Origin of the sequence: Saliniradius amylolyticus, from assembly GCF_003143555.1 — a bacterium.
Taxonomy (GTDB): Bacteria; Pseudomonadota; Gammaproteobacteria; order Enterobacterales; family Alteromonadaceae; genus Saliniradius; species Saliniradius amylolyticus.
In genome coordinates, this window is the sequence record NZ_CP029347.1 from 993,983 (window position 1) to 1,012,689 (window position 18,707).

General features: G+C 53.2%; 17 protein-coding genes. 6 read left to right on the forward strand and 11 right to left on the reverse strand.

Annotation, left to right across the window (positions count from 1 at the left end):
• Positions 1-179 precede the first annotated feature (179 nt).
• From HMF8227_RS04715 to HMF8227_RS04725, 3 genes are all read left to right on the forward strand, one after another.
• Positions 180-1,493, forward strand: coding sequence for an MATE family efflux transporter (locus HMF8227_RS04715; RefSeq protein ID WP_420820551.1), 1,314 nt, complete (start codon positions 180-182; stop codon positions 1,491-1,493).
• Complete coding sequence (uvrB, locus tag HMF8227_RS04720; protein ID WP_109339084.1) at positions 1,490-3,502, forward strand: excinuclease ABC subunit UvrB; 2,013 nt, start codon at positions 1,490-1,492, stop codon at positions 3,500-3,502. Before HMF8227_RS04715 ends, uvrB begins: the two co-directional genes overlap by 4 nt.
• A 120-nt stretch (positions 3,503-3,622) precedes the next feature.
• Positions 3,623-4,549: a LysR family transcriptional regulator gene (locus tag HMF8227_RS04725; RefSeq protein WP_109339085.1), complete on the forward strand. Its 927-nt coding sequence runs from the start codon at positions 3,623-3,625 to the stop codon at positions 4,547-4,549.
• On the opposite strand, the gene queC is transcribed toward HMF8227_RS04725, so the two are convergent.
• Entirely contained in the window at positions 4,546-5,205 is a 660-nt protein-coding gene (gene queC / locus HMF8227_RS04730) for a 7-cyano-7-deazaguanine synthase QueC (protein ID WP_109339086.1), read from the reverse strand. The genes HMF8227_RS04725 and queC overlap by 4 nt on opposite strands.
• A gap of 67 nt (positions 5,206-5,272) precedes the next feature.
• Between queC and queE the strand changes: the two genes are divergently transcribed.
• Positions 5,273-5,944: a 7-carboxy-7-deazaguanine synthase QueE gene (gene queE / locus HMF8227_RS04735; protein WP_109339087.1), complete on the forward strand. Its 672-nt coding sequence runs from the start codon at positions 5,273-5,275 to the stop codon at positions 5,942-5,944.
• A gap of 31 nt (positions 5,945-5,975) precedes the next feature.
• Positions 5,976-6,827 carry a transporter substrate-binding domain-containing protein gene (locus HMF8227_RS04740; protein WP_239421204.1) on the forward strand — a complete coding sequence of 284 codons (852 nt, stop codon included), beginning with the start codon at positions 5,976-5,978 and terminating at the stop codon, positions 6,825-6,827.
• A 47-nt stretch (positions 6,828-6,874) separates the two neighbouring features.
• Here HMF8227_RS04740 and HMF8227_RS04745 read toward each other — a convergent pair whose 3' ends face one another.
• The 10 genes from HMF8227_RS04745 to leuS form a co-directional block, all read right to left on the reverse strand.
• Complete coding sequence (locus tag HMF8227_RS04745; protein ID WP_109339088.1) at positions 6,875-8,050, reverse strand: serine hydrolase; 1,176 nt, start codon at positions 8,048-8,050, stop codon at positions 6,875-6,877.
• A 148-nt stretch (positions 8,051-8,198) separates the two neighbouring features.
• A complete protein-coding gene (locus tag HMF8227_RS04750; protein ID WP_109339089.1) occupies positions 8,199-9,032 on the reverse strand; it encodes a septal ring lytic transglycosylase RlpA family protein in 834 nt (277 codons plus the stop codon).
• A gap of 4 nt (positions 9,033-9,036) precedes the next feature.
• Positions 9,037-10,152: a rod shape-determining protein RodA gene (rodA, locus tag HMF8227_RS04755; protein WP_109339090.1), complete on the reverse strand. Its 1,116-nt coding sequence runs from the start codon at positions 10,150-10,152 to the stop codon at positions 9,037-9,039.
• On the reverse strand, positions 10,130-12,028 hold the full coding sequence (mrdA, locus tag HMF8227_RS04760) for a penicillin-binding protein 2 (RefSeq protein WP_109339091.1): 1,899 nt from the start codon (positions 12,026-12,028) through the stop codon (positions 10,130-10,132). Before mrdA ends, rodA begins: the two co-directional genes overlap by 23 nt.
• A 3-nt stretch (positions 12,029-12,031) precedes the next feature.
• Complete coding sequence (rlmH, locus tag HMF8227_RS04765) at positions 12,032-12,502, reverse strand: 23S rRNA (pseudouridine(1915)-N(3))-methyltransferase RlmH (RefSeq protein ID WP_109339092.1); 471 nt, start codon at positions 12,500-12,502, stop codon at positions 12,032-12,034.
• Between the two features lie 11 nt (positions 12,503-12,513).
• Entirely contained in the window at positions 12,514-12,831 is a 318-nt protein-coding gene (rsfS, locus tag HMF8227_RS04770) for a ribosome silencing factor (protein WP_109339093.1), read from the reverse strand.
• 29 nt (positions 12,832-12,860) lie between these two features.
• Entirely contained in the window at positions 12,861-13,499 is a 639-nt protein-coding gene (nadD, locus tag HMF8227_RS04775; RefSeq protein WP_109339094.1) for a nicotinate-nucleotide adenylyltransferase, read from the reverse strand.
• Complete coding sequence (holA, locus tag HMF8227_RS04780) at positions 13,499-14,533, reverse strand: DNA polymerase III subunit delta (protein ID WP_109339095.1); 1,035 nt, start codon at positions 14,531-14,533, stop codon at positions 13,499-13,501. Before holA ends, nadD begins: the two co-directional genes overlap by 1 nt.
• 2 nt (positions 14,534-14,535) lie before the next feature.
• Positions 14,536-15,024, reverse strand: a complete 489-nt coding sequence (locus tag HMF8227_RS04785) for an LPS-assembly lipoprotein LptE (RefSeq protein ID WP_109339096.1) — start codon at positions 15,022-15,024, stop codon at positions 14,536-14,538.
• Entirely contained in the window at positions 15,024-17,603 is a 2,580-nt protein-coding gene (gene leuS / locus HMF8227_RS04790) for a leucine--tRNA ligase (RefSeq protein WP_109339097.1), read from the reverse strand. The genes HMF8227_RS04785 and leuS overlap by 1 nt, the downstream gene beginning before the upstream one ends.
• A 190-nt stretch (positions 17,604-17,793) precedes the next feature.
• Here leuS and HMF8227_RS04795 point away from each other — a divergent pair, with 190 nt between their 5' ends.
• Positions 17,794-18,279, forward strand: coding sequence for a zinc ribbon-containing protein (locus HMF8227_RS04795; RefSeq protein ID WP_162558497.1), 486 nt, complete (start codon positions 17,794-17,796; stop codon positions 18,277-18,279).
• Positions 18,280-18,707 lie beyond the last annotated feature (428 nt).

Below are 18,707 nucleotides of genomic sequence, written 5' to 3' on the forward strand. Positions count from 1 at the left end.
GAACATTGTGGAAGTTTTCCACAAGGCGGACGTTGCTAAGACTAGCGGGATTATGGATGCGCAATGCGCCGTTTCTCGTTACACTGGAGCGTCTTTATTCCCCCGATAAGAGAGTATCAGTGAAGCAAGCTGCTCATACGGATTTGCTAACCCAGCCCATTGGCGCCACCCTGCGTAAAATGACTCTGCCGATGATTATGGGCATGATCATGTTAATGACCTTTGGCCTGGTAGACACTTTTTTTGTCAGTCTCCTGGGTACAGAAGAGTTGGCGGCCATCAGCTTTACCTTCCCGGTGACCTTCACATTGATCAGTCTGAATATTGGCCTGGGCATCGGCGCTTCGGCGACCATTGGTCGCTACATGGGGGCGGGTAACCATTTTGTTGCCAAAGAGTTTGGAACCGGTGCACTGATGTTATCGGCCTTGCTTGTAGGGGGCTTGGCACTGATCGGTCTTTTCACCATTGAGCCCATATTTCGTCTGTTGGGCGCCGACGATGCTCAGATGGTGCATATTAAAGACTATATGATCATTTGGTATGGAGCTGGCGTTGCGCTGGCGTTACCGATGGTGGGTAACAGTGTCCTCAGGGCGTCTGGCGATACCAAAACCCCCAGTATCGTGATGGCAGCGGGCGGGTTGGTGAATGCGGTGCTGGATCCTATTTTAATTTTCGGCTTTGGCCCCATACCGGCACTGGGGATTCAGGGCGCAGCCATTGCGACTTTGATTGCCTGGCTGTCGGGCTGTGTCTATATCCTGTATTTATTGGCGCTAAAACGGCGCTTGATATTGCCGCGCTTACTCAATCTGAGTGAATTTAAGATGACCAGTAAGGAAATTCTGCGCATCGGTCTGCCGGCGTCCGCGGCCAATATGCTTACGCCCATCGCCAATGGCGTGTTGACCGCCATTGTGGCGACCTACGGTGCCGAAGCCGTGGCCACCTGGGGGGTAGGGAACCGACTGGAGTCTATCGCCAGTATTGTTATTCTGGCTTTGTCCATGACCCTGCCGCCTTTTATCAGCCAAAACTTCGGCGCCGAAAATATCCAGCGGGTTAAGCGCAGTTACACCCTTTGTATTCGTTTTGTGCTGCTCTGGCAATTACTGATCTTCGTGGTGCTGTGGCTGGCCTCGCCGTTAATCGGACAAATATTTGCCGAGGAACGGGAGGTGGCTGAACTGATCCAGGTGTTTTTGATGATCGTTCCATTGGGGTATGGGTTGCAGGGTGTCGTCATACTGACCAATTCATCTTTTAATGCGCTGCACAAACCCATGAGCGCCATGATATTAAGTGTGGTGCGCTTTTTCGTCTTTTATGTGCCGGTGGCCTATTTAGGCAGCTTATTGTTTGAGTTGAAGGGGCTATTCTGGGGAGCCGTACTGGCCAACCTGTTGACGGCCGCCGTGGCCTTTATATGGTTTGAGCGCATGATTAACCGGCAGCAGCAGAATCAACGTGAAGAGGTGGTGACATCATGAGTCGAGGCTTTCAACTGCTTTCGAAGTATCAACCGGCTGGTGATCAGCCCAAGGCGATTGAGAGTCTGGTAGACGGGCTGGAATCGGGCCTGGCGGCACAGACCTTGTTAGGAGTCACGGGTTCGGGCAAAACCTTTACCATGGCCAGTGTCATCGAGAAAGTGCAGCGGCCCACCTTGATCCTGGCGCATAATAAAACGTTGGCGGCTCAGTTGTATGGTGAGATGAAAGAATACTTTCCCCATAATGCGGTGGAGTACTTTGTCTCCTACTATGACTATTATCAGCCGGAGGCCTATGTGCCGGCCTCAGATACTTTTATTGAGAAAGACGCCTCCATTAACGATCACATCGAGCAGATGCGCCTGTCGGCCACCAAGGCCTTGATGGAGCGACGGGACGTTGTGATTGTCTCCAGTGTCTCTGCTATCTACGGTTTGGGCGATCCAGACTCCTATATGAAGATGTTGTTGCACCTGCGCCAGGGTGATTTGATGGATCAGCGCGATATTTTGCGTCGTCTGGCGGAACTGCAGTATACCCGTAACGATGTCGCCTTTGAGCGCGGCACGTTCAGAGTGCGTGGTGATGTGATCGATATCTTTCCGGCCGATTCGGAGCAGGAAGGCATACGGGTGGAGCTGTTCGACGAGGAAATTGAGCGCATCAGTATTTTCGATCCCCTGACTGGAGCAGTGGAGCGAACAGTGGCAAGGGCTACGGTCTTTCCCAAGACCCACTATGTGACTCCACGGGAGAAGATCCTGGCGGCTATTGAGCAGATTAAGGAAGAACTGAAAGACAGACGCGAACAGTTAAAAGACAATAACAAGCTTATCGAAGAGCAGCGCATTAGTCAGCGCACCCAGTTCGACATCGAGATGATGCTCGAGCTAGGTTACTGTTCGGGGATCGAAAACTACTCACGCTATTTGTCCGGTCGTGCTCCGGGCGAGCCACCGCCGACACTCATCGATTACTTCCCCGCCGATGGACTGATGTTTATCGATGAATCTCATGTCACCGTGCCCCAGATCGGTGCTATGTACAAGGGGGATCGGTCCCGCAAAGAAACCTTGGTGGAGTATGGCTTCAGGCTACCGTCGGCGTTGGATAACCGGCCCCTGAAGTTTGAAGAATTCGAGCATATTTCGGCGCAGACCGTCTATGTGTCGGCCACACCGGGTGACTATGAACTGAAAAAGTCCAGCGGCGATGTAGTGGAGCAGGTGGTGCGGCCTACTGGCTTACTGGATCCGGAAATCGAAGTGCGGCCCGTGGCGACCCAGGTGGATGATTTACTATCGGAGATCCATCTGCGCACTGAGGTGGACGAACGGGTACTGGTGACCACGTTGACCAAACGCATGGCTGAGGATCTCAGTGACTATCTCGACGAGCATGGTGTGAAAGTCCGGTATCTGCACTCGGATATCGATACAGTGGAGCGTATGGAGATCATCCGCGACCTGCGTCGGGGAAATTTCGACGTCCTGGTCGGGATTAATCTGTTGCGGGAAGGCCTGGATATGCCGGAAGTATCATTGGTGGCAATTCTGGATGCCGATAAAGAAGGCTTTTTACGCGCTGAGCGCTCTTTGATTCAGACCATTGGTCGCGCCGCCCGCCACCCCAGGGGTAAGGCGATCCTTTATGGGGACAAGGTGACCAAGTCGATGCAGAAAGCCATCGATGAGACTGCGCGCCGTCGGGAGAAACAGCAGGCCCACAACGAAGCTCATGGTATTGAGCCCACCAAGTTGGTCAAGCCCATCACCGATGTCATGGATCTGGGCGAGCGTCAGTCCCGCAAGCGTCAGGCGGAAGCCAAAAAGGTGGCCGAATCTCAGGGACAATATCAGCTGCGCACTCCTGATGAGTTGCTTAAGGAAATCGATCGCCTGGAGGCACAGATGTTTAAACACGCTCAGGAATTGGAGTTTGAAAAGGCGGCCTCCATCAGGGATGACGTCGAAGCGTTACGGCAGAAGCTGGTGGCGATGTCGTAAATTCGGGCCGAGGTGCCTCACCCGGCCTGGGAGCATGAGATGAAAATGGCTTTAAGGTTTGCCAGTCTATACCTATGGGTGTAGTATACGCTGGTATACCTAACTGTTGACCGATGGATTATGCTCAATCGACTACAAGAATCCGATATTAAGCTGCTAAGAGTGTTTTATGCCGTAGCCTCCTGCAACGGATTTACCGCTGCAGAACCGGTATTACGTATGCAAAGGCCTAACATTAGTGCGGCCATTAAAAAGTTGGAAGAGCGCCTCGACTTGGTGCTTTGTCATCGAGGCCGTGGTGGCTTTCAGATGACCAAAGAAGGCGAAGTGGTCTTTCAGGAAACCAAACGTATCTTCAATTCCTTCGACAACTTTGTGTTTAACCTGAAGACCCTGCACGACGACTTTTCGGGCCATATTACCCTGATGTTAATGTCTGGTCTTCCGAAGCCTCTGATGAACGCTGTTAGCTTAGCGGTGGACAGTACCATGGCTAAATTCGACGATATTCATATCAACATTCAGACCCGGCTCTATAATGAGATTGAGCATGTTGCCGTGTCCGGTGAATGTCACCTGGTGGTGTCCAGTTTCGAGATGGTCAAACCCGAGTCGCTGGTATTCCACCCTCTGGAAGTGAGTACTCGTGGTCGACTGTACGCTCATCAGCGCCATCCTCTTGCGCGTCAGAAGGATAAGCCTGTAGAAGAACTGAAATTAGAGGATTATGCCGCCGTCGGTATAAACGGTCTGTCGACTGCTAATTATGTGGCAGAAAAGCAGAAGCAGCGCTTAGCGATTCATACCTTTTCAGATTCTTATGAGTCCTGTCTCGCGGCGGTGATGAGCGGCCATTATATTGGCTTGCTGCCCGATTACATCGGACAGGACCCGGCGAACCAACTGGTTCCCGTTGGCGGTGAGCTGTTTTCGTTTGAGCACCAGCTGTTTGTGATCAATGGCAAAAACACCATCCTTAATCCGGTGTTAAAGTACTTCATTCGCGAACTGGCCCATTTCGCGGGTCAGGAAATGGGCACCGCTTAGTTTTCGTATTCCAGGGGGTCGGCTGCCTGATTTTGGGCAAAGGCCTCCTGACGTTCCTGACAGGCCCCGCATTTACCGCAGGCAAGAGTCCGACCGTTATAGCAGGTCCAGGTCTGGCTGTAATCGAGCCCCATCTTTAAACCGTCGGTGAGAATGTCTGTTTTGCTGACATTCAGATAAGGTGTGACGATCTCCACAGCTTCATAGTTGGCGATGGCGCACACGTCATTCATCTTATGCACAAACTCAGGACGGCAGTCGGGGTAGATGGCGTGATCGCCAGAGTGGGCACCGTAGTATACCTGGTTGGCTTGCAGAGACACGGCATAGCCCACGGCCAGAGATAGCAGAATCATATTGCGGTTTGGCACCACGGTGGATTTCATACTCTGTTCTTCGTAATGGCCTTCAGGCACCTCAATATCATCGGTCAGGGCGGATCCGCCGACCAGGGTGTTGATGGCGCTGATATCCACTATCTTGTGCGAGATACCAAGATCAGCGCACACGGCAGCGGCATAATCCAGCTCCTTCTTGTGGCGCTGACCATAATCAAAGGACAAGGCGTACAGTTCCATTCCTTGTTGAAGGGCCTTATGCAACACGGTAAAAGAATCCATGCCACCGGAATAAATCACTACTGCTTTTTGTGCCATCGTCTCTGCTTCTTTATAATCTGTCAGTTTGCCGGATTCTAATGAATTCCAATGCCAAAGGAAAACCATGTCGCTGAAACTGAATGAAGTCTTTGAATCAATCCAGGGGGAAGGGGCCTATACCGGTGTCCCCTCCATCTTTGTGCGCCTTCAGGGGTGTCCGGTAGGGTGTCCGTGGTGCGATACCCAGCACACCTGGAGTGTGGACCTGGAGGACAAGCGCAGCGAACAGCAGGTAATGAAGGAGTCGGGAGATTCCCGCCACTGGTTTTCCAGTGATGCCGAGCAGCTGATGGCGCTGTTTAAACGTCAGGGTTATCAGGCCAGACATGTGGTATTGACCGGTGGAGAGCCAGCCATGTATGACCTGCGAGACTTAACCCAGACCTTACACCAGCATGGTTTTAGCACACAGATTGAAACCAGCGGCACCTTTGAATTACAAATTAGTCCCGAGACCTGGGTGACGCTCTCACCCAAGGTAGACATGAAAGGCGGCTATCCTGTGTTGGATTCGGTATTAGCCGTGGCTCATGAGATTAAACATCCGGTGGCCATGGAACGGCATGTGGAGGAGTTAAAGGCTCTGCTGGCCCGACCGGCCACGAATCTGGATGCTTTGGTATACCTGCAACCTATCAGCCAGCAAAAGCGGGCCACCGAGCTCGCCATCCGAACCTGTATCGCCGAAAACTGGCGTTTATCTTTGCAAACACATAAGTTTATTGGCATAGAATAGTTATCCGAGAAAGATGAGGGCAGGGAAGGTGATGCGAGTTCTGTTAGTACTGCTGTTATTGACGTCTGTTGGTGTGTCGGCCGCGACCTGGAAACTGGTTTATCCACGTCAGCTGTCCGATCATGACTATCGGAGCCGTTATCCGGTGGAGTTGCTGTCCCTGGCTCTTGAAGCGACCGGGGTGAACTACAACCTGATCCCCTCGGATCGAATCTTATTTCAGACCGATGCCATTCAGCGGCTTAAGGCTAACAGAGACATCAATGTACTATGGAGTATGACGGACAAGCTGCGTGAAGAGGAGATGTTGCCGGTACGTATTCCTGTCTATAAGGGCCTCATCGGTACCCGGTTGCTGCTGATTCGTCCTTCTAACCGGAAGTTCTTTCAGGGCATCCAAAGCCTGGAGCAACTGGCGAAATACCGTGCCGTGTCAGGCCAAAACTGGCCAGATACCAAAATCCTGCAAACCAATGGCATTGATGTGGTTACGGATCCAGAGTATGAGCCCTTATTCGAGTTACTGAAGAGTGACCGTGGGGTCATGTTTCCCCGTTCGATAGTGGAGATATACTCCGAGTTGGAAGAGCAGGTACACAGTCAGGGGTTGATGGTTGAGCCCGAGTTGGCCTTGTATTATCCCACCGCGATGTATTTCTTCGTCAATCGTAAAAACGTTACGTTAAAACAACTGATCGAAGGTGGCCTGAAGAAAATTCTCTCCAACGGAAAGTTTGATGAGCTGTTTTTTAATGTTCATCGGCCCCTACTGAAACGAGCCAAGCTGGGGCAACGTACCATTTTGCGGCTTGAGAACCCGATTCTGCCAGAACAGACTCCGCTAGAACGCAGTGAACTCTGGCACCCGGTCGCTTTTGATTAATAGGGGATGGTTGGCGGAAGGAACCGCCAACCGCTAAAGTAGCCGCGCTACTCACCCATGCCCAGCGACAGCTTAATGTAATCCATTAAACGTTTGAACACGCCGCCTTCCTGCACTTCCTGCAGAGTTACCAGAGGGTACTGAGCCACGTCTTCACCATCCAGCTGTAAATACAGGGTACCTACCTGCTCCCCCTTAGCGAGCGGGGCTTTTAGTTTCTTCGAAAGCTCAAAGTTGGCTTCCAGTTCATCGCTGGCACCACGAGGAATGGTGATAGGGGTATCCTCCAGAATCCCTAATTCAACGGTGTCTTTATCACCCATGTAGATAGGATGAGCCACAAAGCTCTCGCCAGCTTTATACGGCACCAGGGTCTCATAGAAGCGGAAACCATACTTGAGCAGCTTGCGGTTCTCTTCCTTACGGGCTTGTTCGCTTTCGGTGCCCATGACGACAGAGATAAGGCGCATATCGCCTTGGGTGGCGGACGTCACCAGGCTGTATCCGGCTTCAGAGGTATGGCCGGTCTTAATGCCATCCACATTCAGGCTACGATCCCACAACAGGCTGTTGCGGTTGTACTGCTTGATGTTGTTGAAGGTGAACTCTTTCTCTGAATAGATTTGATAGATCTGAGGCACGTCGCGGATCAGCGCCTGAGACAGAACCTGCATGTCCCGGGGCGTGGTGTAGTGCTCCGGATGATCCAAGCCGTGGGAGTTCACAAAGTGAGAACCGGTCATGCCCAGTTTCTCGGCGTAGTTGTTCATCATGCTGGCAAAGGCATCTTCACTGCCCGCGATGTGTTCGGCCATGGCCACACAGGCATCGTTGCCCGATGAAACGATAATGCCCCGGATAAGCTGACGCACCGGGATTTCTTTGCCTACCTCGATAAACATCTTGGAAGACTCAGGAAAGTTCTTGGCCCAGGCATTTTCGGAAATAGTCACCTTATCATCCAAAGCGATGGCACCGCTTTTCAGCTCCTGACCGATCACATAGGCAGTCATCATCTTGGTCAGGCTGGCAGGTGCTAAACGCATGTCACCGTTGCGCTCGGCGATCACCTTTCCGGTATTATGATCCGCGAGCACAAAGCCTTCGGCAGCGACCTGCGGAGGATCCGGTATCACCACCGCGGCGCGGGCGACAAAAGTGAATAGACTGGCAATAAGCAAGAAACTAAAAGCGGTGTAAAAGGAAGCTTTGCTGTGTCCCATTAGTGATCCATTATTGTTTGAGTTACGACAAAAAGCGGGCGCCAATATAGCACTTTTTGCCGCTGTTGTGGCGTTCCGCAGTTCAATTGACATAGGGTAGAGTCACAAAATGCGAAAAAATTCCGTGCTCAGTGATGACAAACCCCGCTCAGAGCGATTCGCTGGCAGGAGCGTAGAGGGAATAGGCTTGCTCATAGCCGTTTTTGCGTAGCTCGAGCAATAATAATTCGGCTTGTTGCTCGTCATCGATAGGGCCGAGTCTGAGCCGATGAATGCCTTTGTCGGCAGCGATCAGCATGGGTAACTGATACAGGTTTTCTAACCCGCGACCCAACTGCCGTGCTTTCTCACCATCGCTGAGTGCCGCGACCTGAATATACAGGGCTTTTTCTGCCTGAGTGTCTTGTTCGGAGGCGGGATTGACCGGCTGGCCCGCGATCAACATCTGACCGTCGGCCTTGACGTGAATCTTCTCAATACGGACATGGGCGGTGCCGGTTTTCAGCATGCCTAACTTGGCAGCGGCAGCATAGGATAAGTCGAGTACCCGGTTGCCATGGAAAGGACCGCGATCATTAACTCTGACCACCACCTGCTTGTTGTTGGACAAATTGGTGACCCTTACGAACGATGGAATAGGCAGGGTCTTATGGGCTGCAGACATGGCATACATGTCATAGATCTCGCCGTTGGAGGTCATATGTCCGTGAAACTTCTGTCCATACCATGAGGCCTCACCTTCGACTTCATAGTCGATGGCTTCGTTTACTGATAAAGGTGTGTAACTCTTCCCCAGCACCCGGTAGGGCTGGTTGCCCCGGGGACTGAAAGGAATGTGGACCGGGATGGCATCCTGTTGATTCAGCTGGGCCGGTGGTTTAGCAGGGGCAGAGTCATAGTGCTGACTGTAACGACCAGAGCTGGTACAGGCCGTTAAGGCCAGCGCCAGTATAGGAATACCAAAACGGACTAGTATGCGCATATTATTATTCTCGGGATAATAAGCGTTTCTGAGTACTGATTGCCATTAAGATGCCAAAGCCTGCCAGCAGAGTCACCATTGAGGTGCCGCCATAGCTGACTAGAGGTAAAGGTACGCCAACGACGGGCAAAATACCAGAAACCATGCCCATATTCACAAATACATAGACAAAGAAGGTCAGCGTGATACTGCCAGCCAGTAACTTACTGTAAGCTTCCTGGGCGCGAATGGCGATAAGCATACCTCGGATGATAATCGCAGCGTAAAGCAGCAGTAGCCCGCAGACGCCTAAAAAGCCGAACTCCTCGCTGAAAACAGCAAAAATAAAGTCGGTGTGGCGCTCGGGCAAAAACTCCAGTTGCGACTGGGTGCCTTCAAGCCAGCCTTTTCCAGACCAGCCTCCTGAGCCAATAGCGATCTTTGACTGAATGATATGATAGCCCGCACCTAAGGGATCGGACTCGGGATTAAGAAAGGTCAGTACCCGCTGTTTCTGGTATTCGTGCATTAGGAAAAACCACAGTACCGGCAGAAACGCTGAGCCCAGCACCGCCACCGCGCCAATGAGTTTCCAACTGACGCCCGCCAGGAAGAGTACAAACAAACCGGAGCTGGCTATTAGCAGCGAGGTGCCCAGATCAGGCTGTTTGGCGATCAATAAAGTGGGCACAGTGACCAGCACCAATCCGGCCAGGATCGACAGGAATCGCGGCGGCAAGGGTTGTCGGCTGATAAACCAGGCCAGCATCATGGGCATGGCCAGCTTCATAATCTCCGAGGGCTGAAAGCGCATAAAGCCAAGATCAAGCCATCGCTGCGCCCCTTTTCCGGTAACACCAAACAACAGCACGCCCACAAGCATTAGTACTCCCACAACATAAAAGTGTATGGACAGACGCCGGTATGCCAGTGGCGGGATTTGGGCTACCACCACCATAACCAACAAGGCGACTCCCAGACGGGTTAACTGACGGCTGACTAACTGCCAGTCCTGGCCCCCGGCACTGTATATTACCGCCAGACCGACACCCATCAGCAGTAGTAGTGCAGCCAGGAGCGGACCATCAATGTGTAGCCGCTGTAACAGGCTCTGACGGTTAGAGTCCAGATTCTGGTTCATTCTCAGCCTTTTGGATCAGTTCGGGGTGTTGTTCAAAATAGTAATCCATCACTTGTCGGGCAATGGGGGCGGCCTGAGAACTGCCACCTCCGGCATTCTCCATGGCCACAGCGATGACAATGCCGGGATTCTCGTAGGGCGCATAGCCTACGTACATGGCGTTATCCCGCAGGTGCTCGGCGATGTTTTCCTCATCGTATTCTTCATCCTCTCCCAGGCTGACCACCTGAGCGGTACCGGTCTTCCCAGCAGAGATATACTCAGCCCCTTCAAACGGTCGACGGGCGGTACCGTGAGGACGATTGACCGTGCCGTACATGGCATCCAGCACAATATCCCAATAGGCAGGGTCGGTGATCTGAATGGGAGGCAGGGTCTTAGGTTCGTTAATCAGCATCTCACCGTCCACATAGCGGCCTCGCTCCAATTGGGGCACAAAGCGTTGGCCACGGTTAACCAGAGTCGCGATGGACTTGGCCAATTGTAACGGGGTGGCGGTCCAATAGCTCTGGCCGATACCCACGGATATCGTATCGCCGACATACCAAGGCTCGTTATAACGGGCGCGCTTCCAGCCTCGGCTGGGCATATTGCCGTCGTATTCTTCATAGAGATCGATGCCGGTGTATTGACCAAAGCCAAACTGGCTCATCATCTCGTTGATGCGATCGATGCCCAGCCGGTAAGCCATGTCATAGAAGAAGGTGTCACAAGACACCTCGATAGATTTTGTCACATCCACCCAGCCATGCCCCCACTTTTTCCAGTCTCGCCAGGTGTCTTCTACGCCCTTAAGCTGATAGACGCCGCGATCATAGATGCGGGTTTGAGAGGTGATAACACCACTGTCTAGCCCGAGTAATGCCAAGTGGGGTTTGACGGTGGAGGCGGGGGGATACTGGCCCTGAGTAGCGCGGTTAATCAGGGGGCGATCAGGAGACTGCAGCAGCCGGTTATAGTTCTTGCTGCTGATGCCATGCACAAACAGGTTCGGATCGTAACTGGGGTTGGAATAAAGCGCTAAGACACCACCATCATTGGGATCCAGAACTACCACCGAACCACGGTGGCCTTCCATCAGGTCGTGGATTACCTGTTGCAACTTCACATCCACGTTCAGAATGATGTCGTTACCGGGAACGGGGGGCTGGACATTCAGAGTGCGGATAATACGCCCCTGGTTGTTCACTTCCACTTCCTGATAGCCCACCTCGCCGTGCAATTGGGTCTCGTGGAACTTTTCTATCCCTTGCTTACCGATGTTATAGGTGGCGGCATAATTTTCCGCCTGGCCGGCTTCCTTGAGCTTTTGCACATCACGTTTGTTAATCTTCGCCACGTAGCCGAGCAGGTGAGTCAGAGTTTCGCCATAGGGGTAATAACGAGTCAGACGGGCTTCCACCGATACCCCGGGAAAGCGGTGTTGATTGGCGGACAATAACGCTACCTCACGGTCGCTGAGGCGAGACTTCAGGGTGACTGGTTTAAATCGGCGTTGTGTCTTTAACTCCTGGCGAAATTGATTCAGCGCTTCATCAGGCAGGTCTAACAGCGACTGCAGTTGAATTAAGGTGTCGTCAAGGTTTTCCACCTGCTCCGGGATCACCTCTACGGAGAAGGTGGGCCGGTTCTCGGCCAGGATCTCGCCATTGCGGTCGTACACCATACCGCGGTTTGGAGCGACTGGCAGTACCTTGATGCGGTTGCCATTGGAACGGGTCTGGTAGTCTTTAAACTTAGTCATCTGCAGGTGATGCAGATTCGCGACCAGCATCAGCATGAGGCCTAAAGCGCCAAGCAGAGCGATCACAGTGCGTCGGGCAAATAAATTGGCCTCGGCAGTATGATCGCGAATGGTAATGCGCTTCGGTGGCAAGAGTTACTCCCGGTGATAGGGGTGGTTATTATTCAGTGACCAGGCCCGGTAAAGGCTTTCGGCGAGCAGTACCCGCACCATCGGGTGGGGTAACGTCAGCGGTGATAGGGACCATTTTTGCTCGGATGCTTGCACGCATTCGGGCGCCAGCCCTTCGGGGCCGCCCACCAACAGGCTGACATCCCGACCGTCCATCTGCCAGTGCTGAAGCTGTTCGGCCAACTGAGGAGTGGTCCAGGGCTTACCGGTGACTTCCAGGGTAACGATGCGGTGGCCCTTGGGTACGGCGGCGAGCATTTGCTGACCTTCCTTATGCAGGATGCGCTCTATATCGGCATTCTTGCCGCGCTTTCCGGCGGGGATCTCCGTCAGCCGGAACTGAATATCCTGATTAAAGCGACGTTGATATTCGCCAAAGCCTTGCTCGACCCAAGACGGCATCTTGGTTCCCACTGCCACCAAATGTAATTGCATAAGGCCGGATATTACTCCCAGAGTTTCTCAAGCTGATAAAAGTCGCGCGTCTCGTCCTGCATCACATGCAGGATCAGTTCGCCCAGATCCACTAACACCCATTCGCCCGTGTCTTTGCCCTCGCTGCTGAGAGGACGGATCCCCTCGGCCTTGAGTTCCATTATGACATGATCGGCAATAGAGGCCACATGGCGTTTGGAGTTCCCCGAGCAGACGATCATGGTGTCGGTAACGGTAGATTTGCCCTTAACATTCAAAACCCGAATGTCGCGGCCTTTCATATCATCGATCTTGTCCAGTACAAAATCGGTCAGTTGTTGGTGATCCAAGGATTCTCCTCGTCGTTGCTGTGATTAAACTAAGAGCGATAAAGCCCGTGTTGTTGAATATAGTTCAGAACCGCTTCAGGAATCTCCGAGCTGTCGGCCTGCCCCTGTCGTAGGTGCCGACGAAGATCCGTCGAAGCCAGAGTAAGCTCAGGTGTGTCGGCCAGATAAATCAGTCCGGCCGGTTGCCGGTGTAATTCTTTGGGGCGCTCCGTGCGGCGCTGTTTCAAAAGTGTTTGAATGTCGTCGTTCCAATCTGGCTGGTGATGGCCCCGCAGGCATACCACCAAATGAGCCAGGTCGGTAATCTCCTGCCACTGCACCCAGCGGTGAAAGCTGTTAAAGGAATCCATGCCCATAAAAAACATAAGTGGTGAATCCGGGTGCTCAAGGCGATACTGCCTGAGTGTGTTGACTGTATAAGAGGGCACATCTGCATTTAACTCGCGGTCATCCAGTTCAAACAGTCGATCTTCCCCGCACACTAATGCCACCATCTCCCGGCGCTGTGCGCTACTCACCTCGGGCGCTCCTTTGTGCGGCGGAATATGACAGGGTAACAAGTATACCTTGTCCAGCCCTATCTGTTGTGCGGCGGCCTTCACCGGCTTGAGATGGCCCTGGTGAATGGGGTCGAAGGTGCCGCCAAATATGCCGATGGCCTGACTCATTAGTAACCCAGCTCCAGAGCGTCCAGTGGCATAGGCATAAACAGCAGACACAGGTGGCACAGTTCCACATAGGGCCGGGTGATACTGGATTGTTTTAAGGCCTGATCGAAGGCCATCAGCTTGCCGTGCATCTTATCCAAAGTGGGTAAGTCCAGCCGTTGTAAGGCCGTTTGATAAAGCCCCTGACGATTGCGCCAGATACGATGTTGTTTAAACAGGGCGCTGAGGTTGTTGCCCTGATTTAGGGCAAACTGCAGTTCATACAAGGTCTGCCACTCTCGTACTAAAGCCCACAGGATGATAGTGGGCTCGATGCCTTCGCTTTCCAGGCGCTGCAGTAACTTGACGCTGCGCGCCGCATCGCCGGCCAGCAACACATCCACCAGCTGGAACACATTAAAGCGGGACTGATCCACCACAGCCCCGGTAGCTTGCTCCAGGGTGATGGACTGACCGGGGAATAGCAGTGCTAGTTTTTCAATTTCCTGACGCGCGGCCAGCAGGTTGCCCTCGCAATAATCGGCGATGAGCTTCACCACTTCGGGCTCGGCCTGTAACTGATGCTGCTGCAGCCGCTGGCGAACCCAGTTTTGCAGGTGGTTGCCTTCCATGGGGTAGCAGGGCACGTAAACGCCCCGGTTATCTAAGGCTTTAAACCACTTGGTGTTTTGCACATCCTTGCCGATGCGGTTGCCGTGCAGCACTACAATTACATCTTCACTGGGAGTCTCGGCCAGTTGCTTGAGCACTTTGCTGCCCTCAGCGCCTGGCTTACCACTGGGTAATTCCAGCTCGATCAACTGACGGGCGGAAAACAGCGACAGGGTCTGAGTGGCTTCGACCAGCGTCGCCCACTGAAACTGATTGTCGGCCTGGAAACTCTGGCGCTCATCAAACCCGTGTTGTTTAGCGTGTTGACGGATGGCGTCGATCACTTCCAGCTTCTGTTGCGGCTCGTCGCCGAAAATCAGATAGAAACAGGCCAGCCCTTGCTGTGCCACTGTGGAATCGAACCGGTTCGGGTACACCTGCATCGTTAGCCTAACTTACTCAGTTGTCGCAGTATCCTCTCGCTGGCCTTGTCGCGCATCTCCGAGAGGATAATCTGCATCTCGCGGGATTTGGCTAATACGGCATTGGGATCGTCCTGATATTCCCGTCTTAGCTCAAATTCGAACTCCTGGGGTTCGGTGTTCGGTAGAGTCACTCGATAGCGAACTTGGTAAACCAGTTCGTATTCGGCCACCTGACCGGTGGAGAACAGCGACAATAAACGCCGGTCCAGCCGTTCCGGATACAGGGTGATCACCGGCTCTGTCACTTCAGGCTGCTCAAGCAACTGGTAGGGGAGCTGTTGCAGACGCTGATAGAAGGCGCGATACAGGGGCGCATGAGGTTGGGTGCTGTGTACGTAAAACTGCTCAAAAGACGCCCCGAGCAGAGGCGTCTCGCGTAGCTTAAAGCCACAAGCACTCAGGAGTACTAGCAAAGCGCCCAGCCAAAAGGCACGACCAAAATAATTCATTAGTTGGCAACAATGTTCAGCAATTTACCCGGCACATAGATCACCTTGCGGATTGTCTTACCGTCGGTAAAGGGTTTCACATTGTCCTGCTCCAGACCCAGCGCTTCTACGCTGTCTTTGTCGGCCTCAGCAGACACGGTCATCTTGGCGCGCACCTTGCCGTTGACCTGCACCACGATCAGCTTTTCATCTTCCACCATGGCGGCTTTATCCGCCTCTGGCCAGCCGCTGAATTCCACGTTGGTGTTATGGCCCATCTGCTGCCACAGACTGTGACAGATATGAGGCGTGACCGGGTTAAGCAGACGCACGATGGCGTTTAACGCCTCGCGCATGACGGCGCGATCCTGCGGTTCTTCCTGAGACGCTTTTTGCAGATGGTTCATCAGCTCCATGATGGCGGCAATGGCGGTATTAAAGTGCTGGCGGCGACCGATGTCGTCGCTGACCTTGGCGATGGCCTTGTGCACTTCCCGGCGCAGATTCTTTTGCTCTTTAGTTAACGCAGAAGGCTCGACATCAGGGGCGTCACCGGCGGCTAAGTGCTCCTGCACTAATTTCCATAGGCGACGCAGGAAGCGGTGGGCGCCTTCAACGCCTGAGTCCACCCATTCCAAAGTCTGCTCCGGTGGCGCGGCAAACATGGTAAACAGGCGGATCGTATCGGCGCCGTACTGCTCGATAACTTCCTGCGGATTGATGCCGTTGTTCTTAGACTTGGACATCTTGGTCATACCGCCGTGGATGACTTCCTGACCATCGCTTTGTAAGGTGGCTTTGATAATACGGCCCTTGTCATCCGTTTCGATATCCACCTCAGTTGGGGAATACCAGGTCTTGCGGCCTTCTTCGTCTTCGCGATAGAAAGAATCGGCTAATACCATGCCCTGACACAGCAAACGCTTGTAGGGCTCATCACATTCCACCAGGCCTTCATCGCGCAGCAGCTTGTGGAAGAAGCGGCTGTACAGCAGGTGCAGGATGGCGTGTTCGATACCGCCAATGTATTGGTCTACCGGCAACCAGTAGTTGGCTTCTTTAGGATCCACCATGCCTTCGGCAAACTTGGCCGAACAATAGCGGGCGTAATACCAGCTTGATTCCATAAAGGTATCGAACGTGTCGGTTTCCCTCAGAGCAGGCTGGCCTTGGTAGGTGGTCTTGGCCCAGTCTTTATCGGCTTTAAGTGGTGAGGTAACGCCGTCCATCACCACATCTTCCGGCAGACGTACCGGCAGTTCCTCGGAGGGAGCTGACTCGCCGTTCTCCAGGTTTACCATGGGGATGGGCGCGCCCCAGTAACGCTGACGGGAAACCCCCCAGTCGCGCAGTCGATAATTGACCTGGCGCTTACCCTTGCCTTGCCCTTCCAACCAGTCGGCAATGGCATTAAAAGCCTCTTCGGAGCTCATGCCGTTAAATTCGCCAGAGTCCACCAAACGGCCCTTGTCGGTGAAGGCGGCCTGACTAATATCGCATTCGGCGTCATCCACCGGCTCGATCACCTGCTTAATGGGCAGGTCGTATTTGCTGGCGAACTCCCAGTCGCGCTGGTCATGCCCGGGCACAGCCATCACCGCACCGGAGCCATAATCCATCAATACAAAATTTGCCACCCAAACAGGGACCTGCTGACCGGTCACCGGGTGAATGGCGTAAAGCCCCGTAGCGCAGCCCTTTTTCTCCATGGTGGCCAGATCGGCTTCGGCTACCTTGGTGTTTTTACACTCGTCGATAAAGGCCGCCAGTTCGGGATTATTCTCGGCCGCTTTCAGTGCCAATGGATGCTGGGCTGCCAGACCTACATAGGTGACACCCATCAGGGTATCCGGGCGGGTGGTGTAGACGCTCATGGACTGGTCGCTGTCGGCAACCTCGAACGTCAGCTCTACGCCTTCCGAGCGGCCAATCCAGTTGCGCTGCATAGCCTTGACCTGATCCGGCCAGCCTTCTAACTGGTCGATGTCTTTAAGCAGTTCTTCGGCATAGTCGGTGATCTTAATAAACCACTGGGGGATTTCTTTTTGCTCCACCAGGGCGCCCGAGCGCCAGCCGCGACCGTCGATCACCTGTTCGTTAGCCAGTACAGTCTGGTCGATGGGATCCCAGTTCACCGTGGCGTTTTTCTTATAGACCAGACCTTTTTCATACAGGCGGGTGAAGAACCACTGCTCCCAGCGATAGTACTCGGGATCGCAGGTGGCGACTTCCCGGTCCCAGTCATAGCCAAAGCCCAGCGATTTAAGCTGGTCTTTCATGTAGTCGATGTTGGCGTAGGTCCACTTGGCCGGGGCGGTATTGTTATCAATGGCGGCGTTTTCTGCCGGCAGACCAAACGCATCCCAGCCCATGGGCTGCATCACATTCTTACCCTGCATCCGCTGATAGCGGCTGACCACATCGCCGATGGTGTAATTGCGGACATGGCCCATGTGCAATCGGCCACTGGGGTAGGGGAACATGGACAGACAGTAGAACTTTTCTTTTTCCGGGTCTGGCTCGACATTGAACAGACCGGAGTCTTCCCAATACTGCTGAACCTTTTGCTCGATTTCTTTCGGGTTGTACTGTCTTTGCATCTACTTTTTAATCCGCACGGTAAGTTTAGCTGTAAAGCCCTATAGAATACCTTAGCCGCGCTATACTGAACAATAGGAGGGGCGGGATTTCTGCGCCTTTAGGGTTGAGTGATCCGGATCAAGCTACGGGCTTGAAACTCACCGGTATTCCCCTAATGCTTATTAGTAAGCCATGACAAGAGGGACAATAATGCAAAAACAGGCCAAAAATTATCAGCAAATGCTGGAAAACCTGACTGACTGGGTCAAGAAATCCGTCGAGCAGGATGTGCTCAGCATGATGGAGATCGAGAAAGAGGCCAAGGCATGGATTCGGGCGGCCAAGGGACTGACCGAAGAGGAAATGGAGCAGCTGGAATATACGCTGTCGCGGGACTTGCAGACCTTTGCCAGTGAAATGGAGCGAGACGCCGATGAGTCACCCTGGTGGCAGCAGGTGAAGGCCGACTTTTGGGAAACGTTGGTGTCCATGGCCGACAAGAACCAACTGGCAATGAACGAGTTTAAAAAGGACGTAGAGCATCACGGCATCTATCGCGTCGGCGAGCTGGTGGCCTTAGGCGAGCTGGAATGTACCAGCTGTGGTCATCGCTATACTGTGACTTACGCCGAGCCGGTGCACCCCTGTATAGAGTGTGGCAATAATGAGTTTGCACGAGTGTTAAAGGAGAATTAACCGCCGGGTTTTGCCTTGGCGGTTAATAGGGATATTGGCCTCCATGCCAGATATGACGCCTCATCCATGAGGCGCCAGCCCCTTTTGGAAAGACCCAAAAGGGGCTAAAAGGTCTTTAGTCGCTACTGACTTTCCGGGAACCTTGCCGAACCAAGGCTCTGACAGCATCGAACCGGCTCTAGGCAACGTCCTGTAAAACTATCGCCTCGCGAAATCATCCAGGATTTCGCGTTCGATTGAGCCTTGTTTCGGCAAGGGAAAGTCAAAGCGACAAGGAGTAAACCCAACCAATATTCATCACTTTCAGCACCTAAAGCGTTGATTGGTTAATGTGTGACTATCGGTTTTACTCCCCTGGCCCGTTAAAGCACCCTGTGGCGGGCAGGCGCCGGATAAAGTGGGTCGATTTTCAGGGAAGAAAATCGAGC